Genomic DNA, 16091 nt, shown 5'->3' on the forward strand with positions numbered 1-16091 from the left:
GGGCCAGAACTTCCGTCAACGACAGCTCGCCCGAGAGGACTCATCGATGGCCGATCTGGTACCTCGGGTGATCTGTCTGGGCGAGGCGATGATCATGCTGGCGGCCGAGACGGGCGCCCCGCTGGAAGACGTCGAGACGTTCCGGCGTTCGGTCGGCGGTGCCGAGTGCAACGTCGCCGGTGGGCTGGCCGCGCTCGGCGTGCCGACCGGGTGGATCTCGCGCTTGGGTGCCGACGGTTTCGGCCGGCATGTACTGCGCGACCTGGAGAGCCGTGGGGTCGAGGTGGGTGGAGTCGAGGACGACCCGACCCGGCCGACCGGGCTGTATGTGAAGCACACGATCAACGGCCGGACGCGGATGCACTACTACCGGTCCGGTTCGGCGGCCGCAGCCATGGACGCCGACTTCCTGGACCGCCCCGCAGTGCGCAACCGACTGGTGGGCGCTGAGCTCGTGCACACCACTGGCATCACTGCCGCGATCTCGACCACTGCTGCTGAGCTACTGGATCGACTGGCGGCTCTGCGGGACACCTTGGGCTTCACCTTGAGTGTCGACCTCAACTGGCGTCCGGCGCTGTGGCGTGACGCTGATCCGGCGCCGCTGTGGCGACTGTTGCGCGCGGCGGACGTCGTACTGATCGGTGCTGACGAGGCTGCGGTGTTCGCCGGGACCGGTGACCCGGATGAGTTGCGGGAGTTGCTCGGGCCGCGCGCGACAATCGTGGTGAAGTCGGATGCGCACGTGGCGCTCGCGCTGGAGCCCGGCGGACGGCGTACTGAGGTGCCGGCGCTGACTGTCGAGGTAGTAGAGCCGGTGGGGGCCGGAGACGCGTTTGCTGCCGGCTACCTGGCAGGGACGCTGCAGGGGTTGCCGATGGAGCAGCGGTTGCGGTTGGGGCATCTGAGCGCTGCGACAGTGTTGGCTGTGCCCGACGACCACGCGACGCCCCCTGACGCTTCGACCCGGCAGGCGTTGCTCGACTGCTCCGAAGAAGAGTGGGCCGGCACCCAGGTGGGTCCGGCCGGAATCAGGTCGCCGGCGCTGGTGGGAGGTCTGGCGTGAGTCAAAGTCTGGCTAGAGCCCTGCAGATCCTGGTCAGCCTGGGGGAGGGCGACCGCTCGCTCGACCAGCTGGCAACGGAGCTCGACGTCCACAAGACGACAGTGCTGCGGCTGCTGCGGACGATGGAGGCCGAGCGGTTCGTGCGACGCGACGAGGCGCACCGCTACCGGTTGGGCTCGCGGCTGTTCTCGCTGGCCGACGCGGCGCGGGAACAGCACGTCGTACGGGCCGTTGCTGCTCCGCATCTGCGGCAGCTGAACCAGCGGACCGGCCAGACGGTGCATCTGGCGGCGTACGAGAACGGGCAGGTGATCTACATCGACAAGCTCGACAGTGTGCAGTCGGTGCGGATGTACAGCCAGATCGGCGTACCGGCGGCGTTGCACTGCACCGCTGTCGGCAAGGTGCTGCTGGCCGCGCAACCGAAGCGCCAGCGGGAGGGCCTGCTGACCACCATCGAGTACCACCGGTTCACGCCGAACACGATCTCCGGGCCGGACGAGCTGCGCGACGAGCTCGACCTGGTCCGGTCGCAGGGCTGGGCGCACGACCGGGCCGAGCACGAGTCGTTCATCAACTGCATCGGAGCGCCGATCGTCGAGCGCTCCGGACGGGTGGTGGGCGCCGTCTCCGTCTCGGTGCCGGACGTCCTGCTGAACTACGAGCAGGTGCTGGAGCTGCTGCCCGACCTGCTCGCCACCACGGCCGCCATCGGCGCCGACTACAACTGAGAGGTTCCTCCCCAGATGTCCGACAAGACCGCTGTCCTCACCACCGACGCCCCCGCCCCGGCGCACGTCTTCTCGCAGGGCGTCCGCAAGGGCAACCTGCTGCAGGTCTCCGGCCAGGGCCCGGTCGACGCCGTCACCAACGAGTACCTCCACCCGGGCGACGTGAAGGCCCAGACGGTCAAGGTGCTGGAGAACGTCGAGGCGATCCTCAAGGCCGGCGGCGCCACCTTCGACGACGTCGTGATGCTGCGCGTCTACCTGACCACCCGCGACGACTTCGCCGCCATGAACGAGGCGTACGGCGACTTCGTCCTGCCCCGCTCCACCAGCGGCGTCCTGCCGTCCCGCACCACCGTCATGTGCGAGCTCCCCCGCGCCGAGATGCTGGTCGAGATCGACTGCCTCGCCATCCTGTCCTGACCTTGGAGCACTTGGTGCTATCAGGTAGCACCAAGTGTGGCGCGGGACTACGATGGCTGTATGAGCGCACAGCCCGAGATCACCCAGCGTGACCTGCGAACGCGGTCCAAGGAGATCATGGACGCCGTGCAGGAAGGCCAGTCCTTCACGGTGACCAGGGACGGGCACCGGATCGGCGAGCTGATTCCGCTGCGTGGCCGGCGGCGCTTCGTTCCGCGGGGCGAGTTCGCCGCGAGGTCACACGCGGCACCGGATGTCCGGCTGGAGGATTTCCGCGCCGACCAGCAGGCCGCTGTCGACCAGGAGCTGAACGACCCGTATGCCCGATGATCGGCAGCAAGGGCTGCTCGACACCAACATCCTGATCCTGCGGAAGTGGATCGACCCCGCCGAACTGCCGGCCGAGATGGCCATCACCGCCATCACCTTGGCGGAGCTGTCGGCGGGCCCGCACCAGGTGCGCAGTTCGGCCGGATACAACGAGCACGCGGAACCGGCCCGGCGGATGGACATCCTCCAGCGCGCCGAGAGCGAGTTCGACCCGATCCCGTTCGACGCCGAAGCCGCCCGGATCTACGGCCGGATCTGTGCCGGTGTCGTAGCGGCCGGCCGGACGCCGCGCCGCCGGATCGCCGACCTGATGATCGCCAGCATCGCCGTGGCCGAGGAGTTGCCGTTGTTCACCACGAACCCCGACGACTTCAGAGGGCTCGAGGACCTGCTCACTGTCGTCCCGGTCGCGCACCCGTCCTGACCTTGGACGGGATGTGATGACGGGGAGCGTCAGTCTCTGGAAGATCGCGCCTTCGGTGTATCTGCCGGCGCTGCTCTACGGCATCGGTCAGGGGGCGATCGCTCCGGTGGTCGCGCTTTCGGCGCGGGATCTCGGTGCTTCGATCGCGGTGGCCAGTCTGGTGGTCGCGGCGGCCGGGGTCGGGCAGGTGGTCGGGGACATTCCGGCTGGGTCGCTGACCGCGAAGATCGGCGAGCGGCGGGCGATGTTGCTGGCGACCGGTCTGGTCTCGGTCGCGTTGGCCGCTTGCCTGGTGGTCCCGAACGTCTGGGGGCTCGCTCTGGCGATCGCGGCGACCGGACTCGCCGCGGCCGTCTGGGGGCTGGCCAGGCAGGCCTATCTCAGCGAGGCCGTACCGCTGCAGTTGAGGGCGCGGGCGCTGTCGACGCTCGGTGGCGTGCAGCGGATCGGCTCTTTCATCGGACCGTTCCTCGGTGCCTTCGCGATGAAGTTCCTCGGCACGGACGGCGCGTACTGGGTCCACCTGGTCGCGGCCGCCCTCGCCTGCGTGGTCCTGCTGAGCCTCCCCGACCTCGAGTCCGTACGCCGCAGCCGCGCCGCCAATCCGGTCGTCATGCAGTCCACCCGCGCCGTCCTCCGTGAGCACTTCCCGGTACTGCGAACGCTCGGTGTCGGCGCGCTCCTGGTCGGCGCGGTCAGGGCGTCGCGGCAGGTCGTCATCCCGCTCTGGGCCGAGCATCTCGGCCTCGATCCGCAGACCACCAGCCTGATCTTCGGCCTCTCCGGCGCCGTCGACATGTTGCTCTTCTACCCGGCCGGTTCGGTGATGGACCGCTTCGGCCGCAAGTGGGTCGCCGTACCGTCGATGTTCGTGCTGGGCCTGGCGCACCTGCTGCTCCCACTGACCCACTCCGTCGGCACGCTGACCGCGGTCGCCTTGCTGATGGGCATCGGCAACGGACTCGGCGCCGGCGTGATCATGACGCTCGGCGCCGATGCCTCCCCGGCGGTCGGCCGGGCACAGTTCCTCGGCGCGTTCCGGCTGTTCGCCGACACCGGGAGCGGCGCGGGCCCGTTCCTGATCGCCGCCGTCACCGCGCTGGCCGGGCTCGGACCCGCCGTGCTGGTGATGGGCCTGACCGGCTGGGCGGCCGCGGCCGCGATCAACCGCTGGATTCCCCCGCGCCCGCGAGCGCCGGAGTAGCCGATTTGGTGGCCCGCGGTCCGGCGGTTACTCTGGAGCCTGCCGAAGACCGCTGGTCGTTGCTCCCGGAGCAACTGAAGGTCCCATGAATTTCGTGGGCGGCCCGCGTAGGTGACAAGTAAGTGAGACGAGTCATTTTCACGCCCTTGCGCCTGCGCAGGGGCGTTTTCGATTTTCTGGGTCTTGGCCGGCGCGGCGAGAACAGTCCAACCCTGTTGAACTGCAGGGCGGAAGGAGACCCATGGCGAGGCCGGACAAGGCAGCCGACGTCGCGGAGCTGACTGAGAACTTCAGAAGCTCAGGCGCCGCCGTACTGACCGAGTACCGCGGACTCACCGTGGCGCAGTTGCGGCAGTTGCGCACTACGCTCGGTGACGACGTGCACTACGCCGTGGTGAAGAACACGCTGACCAAGATCGCGGCCAAGGACGCGGGCCTGGAGTCGTTCGACTCCCTGCTCGAGGGTCCGTCGGCCATCGCCTTCATCAAGGGCGACCCGGTGGTTGCGGCCAAGGGGCTGCGTGACTTCGCCAAGGCAAATCCCCTTCTCGTCATCAAGGGCGGTGTGCTGGATGGCAAGGCACTCGGCTCCGACGAGATCAACAAGCTCGCTGACCTCGAGTCGCGTGAGGTTCTCCTCTCGAAGCTCGCAGGTGCGATGAAGGCGGCCCCGCAGCAAGCGGTGTCGTTGTTCGCTGCTCCGCTCGCACAGGCCGCGCGCCTGTTCGCTGCGCTGCAGGACACCCTGCCGGCCGGCGACGCCCCCGTGGCGGACGAGGCCCCGGCCGCGGAGGCAGTGCAGGACGCACCCGCCGACGCGCCGGCCGCAGAGGCGAGCACCGAGGAGACCGCGTCAGCCGACAGCTGACCCGTTCGACTCACGCAACACCCATTCAGTGATCACCCCAGCAACACGTTGAAGGAAGGACCGCCACCATGGCGAAGCTCAGCACCGAAGAGCTGCTCGGTCAGTTCAAGGACCTCACCCTGCTCGAGCTCTCTGAGTTCGTGAAGGCCTTCGAGGAGGAGTTCGGCGTCACCGCCGCCGCTCCCGTCGCCGTCGCCGCCGCCGCGGGCCCGGGCGCCCCGGCCGAAGAGGTCGCGGAGCAGGACGAGTTCGACGTCGTCCTGGAGTCGGCCGGCGACAAGAAGATCCAGGTCATCAAGGAGGTGCGCGCCCTCACGAGCCTCGGCCTGAAGGAGGCCAAGGACCTCGTCGAGAGCGCGCCGAAGGCGATCCTCGAGAAGGTCGACAAGGCCACCGGCGAGAAGGCGAAGGAAGCCCTCGAGGGCGCCGGCGCCACCGTCACCCTGAAGTGACCCGTGCGGCTCAGCCGCACAACGAAGTGATACCAGTCGAAGGGCGGTCCTACCGGGCCGCCCTTCGGCACGTCCGGGGCCGGATTAGGATCCGTACGGTTCCGGTCCGTGACCGGAGCGTGACTCTTCGGTTGTCATCACTTGACAGACAGGGGTTACGTAAAACTGTACTCGTGCGTAACCTAAGCAACCGCGCCCTCGTTGAACTGGCGAACGTACGTCGGTCGGGGAGCACTGTCGAACCCGTGAGGCATACCGACCAGGAGGGCCAGTGGGCGTCGAGGTCCGCGTCGAGGGACTGTCCAAGTCCTTCGGCAGCCAGCTGATCTGGGGTGACGTGTCCCTGACGCTGCCCGCCGGCGAGATCTGCGTGATGCTGGGTCCTTCCGGTACCGGGAAGTCCGTTTTCCTGAAGACGCTGATCGGCCTGCTCAAGCCCGACCAGGGGCACGTGCACATCGAGGGCGTCGACATCGCCACCTGCTCGGAGCGGTCGCTCTACGAGATCCGCAAGCTGTTCGGGGTGCTGTTCCAGGACGGCGCGATGTTCGGCTCGATGAACCTGTACGACAACGTCGCCTTCCCGCTGCGTGAGCACACCAGGAAGTCCGAGTCCGAGGTCCGCTCCATCGTGATGGAGAAGATGGAGATGGTCGGCCTGGTCGGCGCGGAGAAGAAGCTGCCCGGCGAGATCTCCGGCGGGATGCGCAAGCGGGCCGGCCTGGCCCGCGCGCTGGTGCTGGAGCCCGAGATCCTGCTCTTCGACGAGCCCGACTCCGGTCTCGACCCGGTCCGGACCGCGTTCCTGAACCAGCTGATCATCGACCTGAACGAGATGACCCAGGCCACCTGCCTGATCGTCACCCACGACATCAACACCGCCCGGACCGTGCCGGACAACATCGGCCTGCTGTACCACCGGCACCTGGCGATGTTCGGCCCGCGCGAGATGCTGCTGTCCAGCGAGGAGCCGGTGGTCCGCCAGTTCCTGAACGCCCAGCGGATCGGCCCGATCGGTATGTCGGAGGAGAAGGACGCCGAGGAGCTGGCCGCCGAGGCCGACCAGGAGCTGCCGCCGCTGCCGCCGATTCCGATCCAGCAGCTCCCCAGCAGCGGCGTACTGCGTCCGACGCAGCGCCCGCCGGGCCAGTGGTGTGAGGAGAACGGCGTCACGCCGCCACCGGGCTCGTTCGCGTCCGCCACCGTGGGGGCTTCGTGAGCCCCGCCACCAGCCAATACAGCGCGACCGCCCCGCTGAAGGCAGCAGGATCCCTCTTCGCTTTCGCGCTCGACACGGCCCGGGCTTCGGTCCGCCGGCCGTTCCAGTTACGTGAGTTCCTGCAGCAGGCGTGGTTCGTGGCCAGCGTGACGATCATTCCGACCGCGCTGGTCGCGATCCCGTTCGGCGCGGTGATCGCGCTGCAGGTGGGCGGATTGATCAAGCAGTTCGGCGCGCAGGCGTTCACCGGGTCGGCCGCCGTACTGGCCGTGGTCCGGGAGGCGTCGCCGATCGCGACCGCGCTGCTGATCGCGGGTGCCGGCGGCTCGGCGATCTGCGCCGATCTCGGCGCGCGGAAGATCCGCGAGGAGCTCGACGCGATGATGGTGCTCGGGATCGACCCGATCCACCGCCTGGTGGTGCCGCGGGTGCTGGCGACCATGATGGTCGCGTTCTTCCTCAACGGTTTCGTCAGCGTGGTCGGCGTGATGGGCGGCTACGTCTTCAACGTCGTCCTGCAGGACGGAACGCCTGGCAGTTACATAGCCTCCTTCACCGCGCTCGCCCACCTGCCCGACCTGTGGCAGGGCCAGGCGAAGGCGCTGGTGTTCGGCTTCATCGCCGCCGTGGTCGCGTCGTACAAGGGGATGAACGCGGGCGGCGGCCCGAAGGGCGTCGGCGACGCGGTGAACCAGTCGGTCGTGATCACCTTCATGCTGCTGTTCGTCGCGAACTTCGCGATGACGGCGATCTACTTCCAGCTCGTCCCGCCGAAGGGGGCGTGACGTGTCCGCCCTCGTCGACGTCCTGGTGAAGAAGCCGCTGAACTCGCTCGACCGGCTCGGTGAGCAGCTCGCCTTCTATCTCAAGGCCCTCGCCTGGTCCGGCAAGGCCGTCACGCGGTACCGCCGCGAGATCCTCCGGCTGCTGGCCGAGGTGACCCTGGGCACCGGCGCGCTGGCCGTGATCGGCGGCACGGTCGGGGTGATCACCTTCCTGGCCTTCTTCACCGGCACCGAGGTCGGCCTGCAGGGCTACTCGGCCCTGAACCAGATCGGTACGTCGGCCTTCGCCGGCTTCGTCAGCGCCTACATCAACACCCGCGAGATCGGCCCGCTGATCGCCGGGATCGCGCTGGCCGCGACCGTCGGCTGCGGTTTCACCGCGCAGCTCGGCGCGATGCGGATCAGCGAGGAGATCGACGCCCTCGAGGTGATGGCGATCCCGTCGCTGCCCTACCTGGTCACCACCCGGATCATCGCGGGCCTGATCGCGGTTGTTCCCCTGTACGTCGTCGGCCTGCTGTCGTCGTACTTCGCCACCCGGCTGACCGTGACCAAGTTCTACGGGCAGAGCACGGGCACCTACGACCACTACTTTCATCTGTTCCTGCCACCAGGTGATGTGCTCTGGTCGTTCGGCAAGGTGCTCGTCTTCTCGGTCCTGGTGATCCTGGTGCACTGCTACCACGGCTACCACGCGACCGGCGGGCCCGCGGGCGTCGGCGTCGCCGTCGGGCGCGCGGTACGGACCTCGATCGTCGTGATCAACGTCGTCGACCTGCTGTTGTCGATGGCGATCTGGGGCACCACGACCACAGTCAGGCTGGCGGGGTGACCATGACGAAACGCGTGCTCGGTACGGCGTTCATCGGGATGCTGTGTTTCCTGCTCTGGCTCACCTACGCCTTCTACGCCAAGGTCTTCACCGCCACCGTCGAGGTGAAACTGCAGACCAGCCACATCGGCCTGCAGCTCAACCGGCACGCGGACGTGAAGCTGCGCGGCATCATCGTCGGTGAGGTCAGCGACGTCTCCACCGACGGCGAGTTCGCCACCGTGCACCTGTCGCTGAAACCGGAGCAGGTGAAGGAGATCTCCAGCCAGGTCAGCGCACGGATCCTGCCCAAGACGCTGTTCGGCGAGAAGTACGTCGCGCTGGTGCCGCCGGCCGGCCAGGCGGGCCGTGCGATCCGGGCCGGTGACGTGATCGCCCGGGACAAGACAGCGGTCGGGATCGAGATCGAGAAGGTCCTCAACGATGCCCTGCCGCTGCTGCAGGCGGTCGATCCGGCCGACCTGAACGCGACGCTGAACACGCTGGCCACGGCGCTGGAGGGACGCGGCGGCGAGATCGGCCAGACCCTCACCCAGCTCGACGGCTACCTGAAGAAGCTGAACCCGAACGTGCCGAACCTGATCGCGGCGCTGACCAAGCTGACCCAGGTCTCCGACATCTACGGAGACGTCACGCCCGAGCTGGTCCGGGCGCTGCGCAACCTGACGGTCACCGGCAACACGGTGGTGGAGAAGGAGAAGCAGTTGCAGACGTTCTTCACCGACGTCCAGACCCTGTCGTCGACCGGAAACACCTTCCTGAAGCAGAACGAGGACCGGGTGATCCGGCTCGGCGAGGTGAGCCGGCCGGTGCTCGACCTGCTGGAGCGCTACTCGCCGCAGTTCCCCTGCTTCCTCAAGGTGATGACCGACACCACGCCGATCCTGAACGACACCTTCCGCGACGGCGCGCTGAACATCAATCTCGAGCTGATCACCAACCAGCCCACGCCGTACCGGCCGAACGAGACACCGAAGTACCTGGACCGCCGTGGCCCGACCTGTGTCGGCAAGAACTACAGCCACCCGGGCGAGAAGCCCGGTCCGTACACGCAGGCCAACCCGGCGCCGTACATCACCGGTGAGGACGGCGTGATCGGCGACCACAACAAGCAGACCCGCTTCCCGCTCAACCTGCAGCTGAACCGGGCGATGCCCGGCTTCGCGATGGACACCGGCGGCCCCGGTACGCCGGCCGAGCAGAAGGTGATCGACTCCTTCGCCGGACCCGCGATGGGCGTCCCGGCGGGCGACGTACCGGATCTGACCACCCTCGTCCTCGGACCCCTGGTCCGCGGCGGACAGGTGAACCTACGGTGACTCCCCGCATGAAGCTGCTGGACAAGAAGACCTCGATCGACACCGTGCGGCTGGCGATCTTCGTCGTCGTCACCACGGTCGCGACCGCGCTGCTCGCGGTCACCATCGGCAACATCAGCTTCACCGCGACCACGAAGTACCGGGCGGTGTTCACCGACGTGGTCGGGCTGAACAAAGGGGACGACATCCGGATCGCCGGGGTGCGGGTCGGCCAGGTCGACAAGATCGAGGTCTATCAGGACAAGCTCGCGATGATCAGCTTCAGCGTCGACTCCCGCCAGGTCGTCGACACCTCCACCCGGGCCACGATGCGCTACCGCAACCTGGTCGGCAACCGCTACGTCGCGCTGACCGAGGGCGTCGGCGGAGGCAGCCGGATGAAGGAGAACGGCATCATCGACCAGGACCGGACCGCGCCCGCGCTGGACCTGTCGGTGCTCTTCAACGGGTTCAAGCCGCTGTTCACCGCGCTCACCCCGAAGGACGTGAACCAGTTCGCGTTCGAGGTGATCAAGGTGCTGCAGGGTGAGGGCGGCACGATCGAGAGCCTGCTGGCCCGGACCGCCTCGCTGACCACCACGCTGGCCGACTCCGACCAGGTGATCGGCAACCTGATCACCAACCTGACCTCGACCCTGCAGATCGTCTCGCAACGGCAGCAGAACTTCTCCCAGCTGCTGATCAACCTGCAGCAGTTCATCACCGGGCTCAGCCAGGACATCAACCCGATCCTCGGGTCGCTCGGGTCGATCAACTCGCTGAACACCAAGACGGCCGGCCTGCTGCAGCAGACCCGGGTGCCGCTCAAGGCGGACCTCGACCGGCTCCGGCAGCTGTCCGCCACCCTGGACGACACCCAGGGGATCTGGGTCAAGACCCTGCAGAACATGCCGAACAAACTCGAGACGCTGACCCGGACCGCGTCGTACGGATCCTGGTTCAACTTCTACCTGTGCGGCTTCGACGGCAACGTCACCCTCCCGCTCGGCACCCGGATCCCGATCAGCCACGACGTCAACTCGGCGAGGTGCGCGAAGTGAAACCTTTCCGCGAACAGAACCAGGTCACCATCGGCGTGGTCGGGCTGACCGTGCTCGGGCTGGTCATGCTGGCCGCGTTCAAGGTGCAGGACCTGCCGCTGATCGGCGGCGGGACGAAGTACTCCGCGCAGTTCAGCGAGGCCGGTGGGCTGAAGCCGAAGGACGAGATCCGGGTGGCCGGGGTCCGGGTCGGCCAGGTGCGCAAGGTCGAGCTGGCCGGCACCCACGTCCGGGTCGACTTCGTCGTCGACCGCGGGGTGAAGCTCGGCGACCGGACCGGCGCGGAGATGAAGATCAAGACGCTGCTCGGGCAGAAGTACCTGAAGCTGGACCCGGCGGGGGAGGGCGAGCTGAAGGAGGGCGCCGAGATCCCGCTGGCCCGGACGGTCTCGGCGTACGACGTGGTGGACGCGTTCACCGACCTGGCCAACACCACCGAGCGGATCGACACCGCGCAGCTGGCGAAGGCGCTGGACACCTTGTCGAGCACCTTCAAGAACACCCCCGAAGAGGTGCGGGCGTCGCTGACCGGGCTGTCCCGGTTGTCGCGCAACGTCGCCAAGCGCGACGAGGAGCTGAAGAAGCTGCTGAAGAACTCCGAAGTGGTCACCAAGGTGCTCGCCGACCGCAACCAGCAGCTGATCAAACTGATGAAGGACGGGAACACCGTCTTCCAGGCGGTGCAGGCCCGCCGGGTGCTGATCCACCAGCTGCTCGTCTCGACCCAGAAGCTGTCCGCGCAGATCACCGCGCTGGTCCGGGAGAACCGCAAGGACCTGGCGCCGACGCTGGCCAAGGTGAACGCCGTACTGGCCACGTTGCTGAAGAACCAGAACGCCCTGGACGCCAGCATCCGCGGGCTCGCGCCGTACGCGCGGGTCTTCACCAACACCCTCGGTACCGGGCCCTGGTTCGACACCTACGTGCAGAACCTGGTGCCGGTGCCGGAGATCCCGTTGCCGACGATCCCGATCCCGGGGCTGCCCCCGATCCTGAGCGGGCTGACCGGAGGGACGGGTCGATGAAGGTCGCCGCACTGTCCCGGATGATCGCCTTCGGCGTCGTCATCGTGGTGCTCGCCGTCAGCGTGATCTCGTTGTGGCCGAACCCCGAGCGCGTGTCGGCGACGGCGTACTTCCCACGCGCGGTCAGCGTCTACCCCGGCTCCGACGTCCGGATCCTCGGCATCAAGGTCGGGGAGATCGAGAGCGTCACGCCGGCCGGCCGCGCGGTCCGGGTGAAGTTCTGGTGGGAGGCCAAGCACAAGGTGCCGGCCACGGCGAAGGCCGTCATCGCGTCCCCGTCGGTGGTGGCGGACCGGTATCTGCAGCTCACCCCGGCGTACTCCAAGGGCGCGGTGATGGCGGACGGCGCGCAGATTCCGCTGGACCGGACCGCCGTACCGCTCGAACTCGACCAGATCTACCAGAGCCTGAACGACCTGTCCGTCGCGCTCGGCCCGAAGGGCGCCAACGACCAGGGCGCGCTGTCGCGGCTGCTCGACGTGTCCGCGGCCAACCTGAACGGGCAGGGCGCGAAGCTGAACCAGACCATCACCGACGTCTCCACCCTGACCCAGACCCTGTCGGGCAACTCCAAGAGCCTGTTCAGCACGATCCGGCAGTTGCAGACCTTCGTCTCGGCGCTGGCCGCGAACGACACCCTGGTGAAGCAGTTCAACACCAACTTCGCCGCCACCTCGACCACGCTGGCCGGGGAACGCAAGGACCTCGCGGCCGCGTTGTCCACGCTGGCCACCGCGCTCGGTGAGGTCGCCACCTTCGTCAAGGACAACCGCGCGCTGCTCCGGACCACCATCTCCGGTGCCACCGACCTGACCCAGATCCTGGTCAAGGAGAAGGCGGCGCTGGCCGAGATCATCGACACCGCGCCGCTCGGTCTGGGCAACCTCGCCCGCGTCTACAACCCGCAGTTCGGCACCCTGGACCAGCGGATCAACCTGGCCCAGCTGGACGACCCGGCGACCTTCATCTGCTCGTTGCTGATCCAGGCCAACCAGCCGTTGTCCACCTGCTCGGCGCTCAAGCCGGTCCTCAACGCGCTGCCGAAACTGCCGCTGCTGAGCGCGATCACCGGCTCCGGCGGACCGGCCGGTACGCCGTGGGCACCCGCCCCGAAGCCCAAGTTGCCGAGCCCCGACCCGGTCGACGAGACACTCGGCGGCCTGGTCCCCGGAGGCGACCGATGAGGCGGCCGCGCAGTACTGCGCTGGTGGCCGGTGTGGTCGCGATGGCGACCCTGCTGAGCGGCTGCGACTTCAGCGTCTACTCCCTGCCGTTGCCTGGTGGCGCCAAGATCAAGGGACCGGCGTACACGGTGACGGTGGAGTTCACCGACGTACTGGACCTGGTGCCGAAGTCGACGGTGAAGGTCGACGACGTCACCGTCGGCATGGTCGAGAAGGTCTGGCTGGACGGCTACACCGCCAAGGTCCGGGTCAAGCTGCCGAAGAGCCTGCAGCTGCCGGACAACTCCCGCGCGACGATCCGGCAGACCAGCCTGCTGGGCGAGAAGTTCGTCTCGCTGGCCCCGCCGTCGGGATCGGAGCAGCCGCGCGGCAAGCTGGAGAACGGCGAGCTGATCCCGCTCTCGCGGACCACCAGCAACGTCGAGGTCGAAGAGGTCCTGTCGGCGCTCTCGCTGCTGCTCAACGGCGGCGGCGTGGCCCAGCTGCAGATCATCACCCAGGAGCTCAACAAGGCGCTGACCGGGAACGAGCCGGCCATCCGCAGCGTGCTCACCCAGCTGAACACCTTCGTCGGCACGCTGGACGCCAACAAGCAGAAGATCGTCGGCGCGATCGCCGCCGTCGACCGGCTGGCCCGGCAGCTGAACGCGCAGAAGGCGACCCTGGCGGCCGCGATCGACTCGCTGCCCAAGTCGATCGCCACGCTGGACAAGCAACGGGCGGCGCTGGTCAAGACGCTGCAGGCGCTGGCGTCGCTGGGCAGTACGGCGACCAGGGTGATCACCGCGTCGCAGAAGGACCTGGTCGCCAACCTGCAGTCGCTCTACCCCCTGCTGACCAAACTGGTCGAGGCCGGCGAGAACCTGCCGAGATCGCTCGAACTGCTGCTGACCTACCCGTTCCCGGACGCGGCCACCAAGGCGGTCAAGGGTGACTTCACCAACCTGAACATCACCCTCGACGTGAACACCCAGAAGGCGCTGAAGGGACTGCTCGGCCTGAACCTGCCGACCGTCGGCCTGACCATTCCGACCATCCCGGTCAGCGTTCCGCTGCACAACTCGCCGAAGTTCCCGACCGGCAAGCCGACCGGCGGACTCCCGTCGCTGCCGGTCCCGACCGGGACCGCGACCACCTGCGTCACGATCCTGGTGCTGCCGGTCTGTACGCCGAAGCTGAACCGGTCCGGGTTCGACCCCGAGCTGGCCAAGGTCCTGATGCCGGGGGTGGCCAAGTGATCACCAGAATGGTCCGGATCCAGCTGATGGTCTTCCTGCTGATCACGCTGGTCGGTGTCTCCTATGTCGGCGGCAAGTACGCGCAGGTCGACAAGCTGCTGTTCGACGACGACTACACCGTCAGCGCCAGCTTCGCCGAGTCCGGCGGCATCTTCTCCGGCGCCGAGGTGACCTATCGGGGCCAGCCGGTCGGCCGGGTCGGTGAGCTCAAGCTGCTCTCCGACGGAGTCGAGGTCGAGCTGGACATCGAGAAGAAGACCAAGATCCCCAACGACCTGCTGGCCGTGGTCGCCAACCGGTCCGCGATCGGCGAGCAGTACGTCGACCTGCAGCCGCGGCGCGACGGCGGCCCGTTCCTGCAGGACCGCTCCAAGATCTCCCGGCAGGACACCGCGCTGCCGATCGACACCACCGAGCTGCTCCTGAACCTGGACCAGCTGGTGAACTCGGTCGACAAGAACAGCCTGAAGACCACCGTCAAGGAGCTCGGGGACGCGTTGCGCGGCCGGGGGACCGACCTGCAGAAGATCATCGACAGCTCCGGCGCGCTGATCACCGACGCCGACGCGAACATCCTGCAGACCATCAAGCTGATCAACGACGGCAACACCGCGCTCGCCACCCAGGTCGCCAGCGGCGACGCGATCAAGACCTGGGCGAAGAACCTGGCGCTGCTGTCCGACACCCTGGTCAGCTCGGACGGCAACCTGCGCGCCGTGATCGACAACGGCTCCGGCGCCTCGACCCAGCTGACCGCGCTGATCACCGAGAACCGCGCCGACATCGCGGTGCTGCTGGGTAACCTGCTGACGGTGAACGAGCTGACCGCGGTCCGGCTGGACGCCGTCGAGCAACTGCTGGTGGTCTATCCGGCGGTGTCGATGGGCGGGTACGTCGTACCGGCGAAGGATCCGGGCACCGGGCACTACGACGCCCACTTCGGTCTGGTGCTCGGCTTCAGCCCGCCCGCCTGCAGGGCCGGCTACAACGGCACCGACAAGCGCGTCCCGCAGGACACCACGAACAAGCCCGCGAACACCAAAGCCGGCTGTACGGCGTCGCCCGGGTCGGGGATCGACGTCCGCGGCTCCCAGAACAAACCGGTCCCGTCGTCGCGCTCGAACGCGAACCGGATCGGCTACGGCATCGGGTACGACGCCGCGACGGGTGCCGCCGGCGGGAAGGACGGTATGCCCGAGATCGTGCTCGGCTCGACCGGTGGCCAGGAGGAGTTGCTCGGCAAGGACTCCTGGAAGGCCCTGATCCTCGGTCCGGTGAGCGGCAAGTGAGCCCGGTGACCGCCTCGCGGAGAGGCTCGACGATCCTCGCCTGGGCGCTCAGTGTGCTGCTGGTGGTCGCGCTGGCCGGCGCGACCCTCTCGGTGATCGCGCTGCGCGCACAGGACGCCCGGGCGAGTGAGCGGGAGGGCGCGATGAAGGCGGCGCGGCAGCTCGCGCTCGACTTCACGACGTACCGGTACACGAGCTGGGACGCCGACGTGAAGCGGGTGCTGGACGACTCGACCGGGCAGTTCAGGGAGGAGTTCAAGTCCGGCTCCGACACGGTCAGGACGGAGGTGGTCGCGAACAAGGCGACCTCCACCGGTGACGTGAAGGAGGCCGCGGTGGTGTCCAACGACAAGGACTCGGCACAGGTGCTGGTGATCGTGAACGCGGTGGTCACCAACACCGCCTCCAAGGACGGGGTGGCCCGCCGGTACCGGATCAAGCTGGACCTGGTCCGGGAACAGGGCCGCTGGCTCACCGCCGACCTGCAGGCGGTCGGCTGATGCCCCGCAAGATCGCCGGACAACGCCGCCGGGCCGAGAACGCCGCCGAAGTCAACCCCCGGATCGCTGGGTCCGAGGCAGTGACTCAGGCCACATCCGAGCGTTTGGATGACAGTCCGGAGTACTTGAATGACCCGCCGACCGTCACTGAGGGTGACGAGAATG

18 protein-coding genes are annotated in these 16091 nt (G+C 67.9%); all 18 read left to right on the forward strand.

From position 1 onward, the window contains the following. The first annotated feature begins 46 nt into the window (after positions 1–46). Positions 47–1066 (forward strand): sugar kinase, encoded by a 1020-nt coding sequence (locus OX958_RS05965; RefSeq protein WP_270136158.1) that lies wholly within the window; start codon positions 47–49, stop codon positions 1064–1066. Next, positions 1063–1797, forward strand: a complete 735-nt coding sequence (locus OX958_RS05970) for an IclR family transcriptional regulator (protein WP_270136159.1) — start codon at positions 1063–1065, stop codon at positions 1795–1797. Before OX958_RS05965 ends, OX958_RS05970 begins: the two co-directional genes overlap by 4 nt. A gap of 15 nt (positions 1798–1812) precedes the next feature. Beyond that, on the forward strand, positions 1813–2217 hold the full coding sequence (locus tag OX958_RS05975) for a RidA family protein (RefSeq protein WP_270136160.1): 405 nt from the start codon (positions 1813–1815) through the stop codon (positions 2215–2217). A 60-nt stretch (positions 2218–2277) separates the two neighbouring features. Continuing rightward, the gene (locus OX958_RS05980; protein WP_270136161.1) at positions 2278–2547 is read left to right on the forward strand and encodes a type II toxin-antitoxin system Phd/YefM family antitoxin; all 270 of its coding nucleotides are present in this window, start codon (positions 2278–2280) and stop codon (positions 2545–2547) included. Then, positions 2537–2971: a type II toxin-antitoxin system VapC family toxin gene (locus tag OX958_RS05985; RefSeq protein WP_270136162.1), complete on the forward strand. Its 435-nt coding sequence runs from the start codon at positions 2537–2539 to the stop codon at positions 2969–2971. The genes OX958_RS05980 and OX958_RS05985 overlap by 11 nt, the downstream gene beginning before the upstream one ends. A 16-nt stretch (positions 2972–2987) precedes the next feature. After that, positions 2988–4175, forward strand: coding sequence for an MFS transporter (locus tag OX958_RS05990; protein WP_270136163.1), 1188 nt, complete (start codon positions 2988–2990; stop codon positions 4173–4175). Positions 4176–4416: 241 nt separating this feature from the next. Beyond that, complete coding sequence (rplJ, locus tag OX958_RS05995) at positions 4417–5043, forward strand: 50S ribosomal protein L10 (protein ID WP_270136164.1); 627 nt, start codon at positions 4417–4419, stop codon at positions 5041–5043. A 68-nt stretch (positions 5044–5111) separates the two neighbouring features. Then, positions 5112–5495: a 50S ribosomal protein L7/L12 gene (gene rplL / locus OX958_RS06000; RefSeq protein ID WP_270136165.1), complete on the forward strand. Its 384-nt coding sequence runs from the start codon at positions 5112–5114 to the stop codon at positions 5493–5495. A gap of 271 nt (positions 5496–5766) precedes the next feature. Beyond that, entirely contained in the window at positions 5767–6714 is a 948-nt protein-coding gene (locus tag OX958_RS06005; protein WP_270136166.1) for an ABC transporter ATP-binding protein, read from the forward strand. Further along, the gene (locus OX958_RS06010; protein WP_270136167.1) at positions 6711–7499 is read left to right on the forward strand and encodes an MlaE family ABC transporter permease; all 789 of its coding nucleotides are present in this window, start codon (positions 6711–6713) and stop codon (positions 7497–7499) included. The genes OX958_RS06005 and OX958_RS06010 overlap by 4 nt, the downstream gene beginning before the upstream one ends. A 1-nt stretch (position 7500) precedes the next feature. After that, positions 7501–8331 (forward strand): MlaE family ABC transporter permease, encoded by an 831-nt coding sequence (locus OX958_RS06015; protein ID WP_270136168.1) that lies wholly within the window; start codon positions 7501–7503, stop codon positions 8329–8331. Between the two features lie 2 nt (positions 8332–8333). Then, positions 8334–9650, forward strand: coding sequence for an MCE family protein (locus tag OX958_RS06020; RefSeq protein ID WP_270139006.1), 1317 nt, complete (start codon positions 8334–8336; stop codon positions 9648–9650). Further along, on the forward strand, positions 9647–10690 hold the full coding sequence (locus tag OX958_RS06025; RefSeq protein ID WP_270136169.1) for an MCE family protein: 1044 nt from the start codon (positions 9647–9649) through the stop codon (positions 10688–10690). The genes OX958_RS06020 and OX958_RS06025 overlap by 4 nt, the downstream gene beginning before the upstream one ends. Next, positions 10687–11715: an MCE family protein gene (locus tag OX958_RS06030; protein WP_270136170.1), complete on the forward strand. Its 1029-nt coding sequence runs from the start codon at positions 10687–10689 to the stop codon at positions 11713–11715. Before OX958_RS06025 ends, OX958_RS06030 begins: the two co-directional genes overlap by 4 nt. Continuing rightward, the gene (locus OX958_RS06035; protein WP_270136171.1) at positions 11712–12899 is read left to right on the forward strand and encodes an MCE family protein; all 1188 of its coding nucleotides are present in this window, start codon (positions 11712–11714) and stop codon (positions 12897–12899) included. Before OX958_RS06030 ends, OX958_RS06035 begins: the two co-directional genes overlap by 4 nt. Further along, a complete protein-coding gene (locus OX958_RS06040) occupies positions 12896–14137 on the forward strand; it encodes an MCE family protein (protein WP_270136172.1) in 1242 nt (413 codons plus the stop codon). Before OX958_RS06035 ends, OX958_RS06040 begins: the two co-directional genes overlap by 4 nt. Next, positions 14134–15426: an MCE family protein gene (locus OX958_RS06045; protein WP_270136173.1), complete on the forward strand. Its 1293-nt coding sequence runs from the start codon at positions 14134–14136 to the stop codon at positions 15424–15426. Before OX958_RS06040 ends, OX958_RS06045 begins: the two co-directional genes overlap by 4 nt. Next, positions 15423–15926, forward strand: coding sequence for a hypothetical protein (locus tag OX958_RS06050; protein ID WP_270136174.1), 504 nt, complete (start codon positions 15423–15425; stop codon positions 15924–15926). The genes OX958_RS06045 and OX958_RS06050 overlap by 4 nt, the downstream gene beginning before the upstream one ends. Positions 15927–16091: the final 165 nt, after the last annotated feature.

Source organism: Kribbella sp. CA-293567 (genome assembly GCF_027627575.1).
Classification (GTDB): Bacteria; Actinomycetota; Actinomycetes; order Propionibacteriales; family Kribbellaceae; genus Kribbella.

What these genes read in the sequence shown, in the direction of transcription:
- OX958_RS05990 (WP_270136163.1), top strand. Translation starts at nt 2,988, where the DNA reads ATGACGGGGAGCGTCAGTCTCTGGAAGATCGCGCCTTCGGTGTATCTG.
- rplL (WP_270136165.1), top strand. Translation starts at nt 5,112, where the DNA reads ATGGCGAAGCTCAGCACCGAAGAGCTGCTCGGTCAGTTCAAGGACCTC.
- rplJ (WP_270136164.1), top strand. Translation starts at nt 4,417, where the DNA reads ATGGCGAGGCCGGACAAGGCAGCCGACGTCGCGGAGCTGACTGAGAAC.
- OX958_RS05975 (WP_270136160.1), top strand. Translation starts at nt 1,813, where the DNA reads ATGTCCGACAAGACCGCTGTCCTCACCACCGACGCCCCCGCCCCGGCG.
- OX958_RS06040 (WP_270136172.1), top strand. Translation starts at nt 12,896, where the DNA reads ATGAGGCGGCCGCGCAGTACTGCGCTGGTGGCCGGTGTGGTCGCGATG.
- OX958_RS05965 (WP_270136158.1), top strand. Translation starts at nt 47, where the DNA reads ATGGCCGATCTGGTACCTCGGGTGATCTGTCTGGGCGAGGCGATGATC.
- OX958_RS05980 (WP_270136161.1), top strand. Translation starts at nt 2,278, where the DNA reads ATGAGCGCACAGCCCGAGATCACCCAGCGTGACCTGCGAACGCGGTCC.
- OX958_RS06020 (WP_270139006.1), top strand. Translation starts at nt 8,334, where the DNA reads ATGACGAAACGCGTGCTCGGTACGGCGTTCATCGGGATGCTGTGTTTC.
- OX958_RS05985 (WP_270136162.1), top strand. Translation starts at nt 2,537, where the DNA reads ATGCCCGATGATCGGCAGCAAGGGCTGCTCGACACCAACATCCTGATC.
- OX958_RS06035 (WP_270136171.1), top strand. Translation starts at nt 11,712, where the DNA reads ATGAAGGTCGCCGCACTGTCCCGGATGATCGCCTTCGGCGTCGTCATC.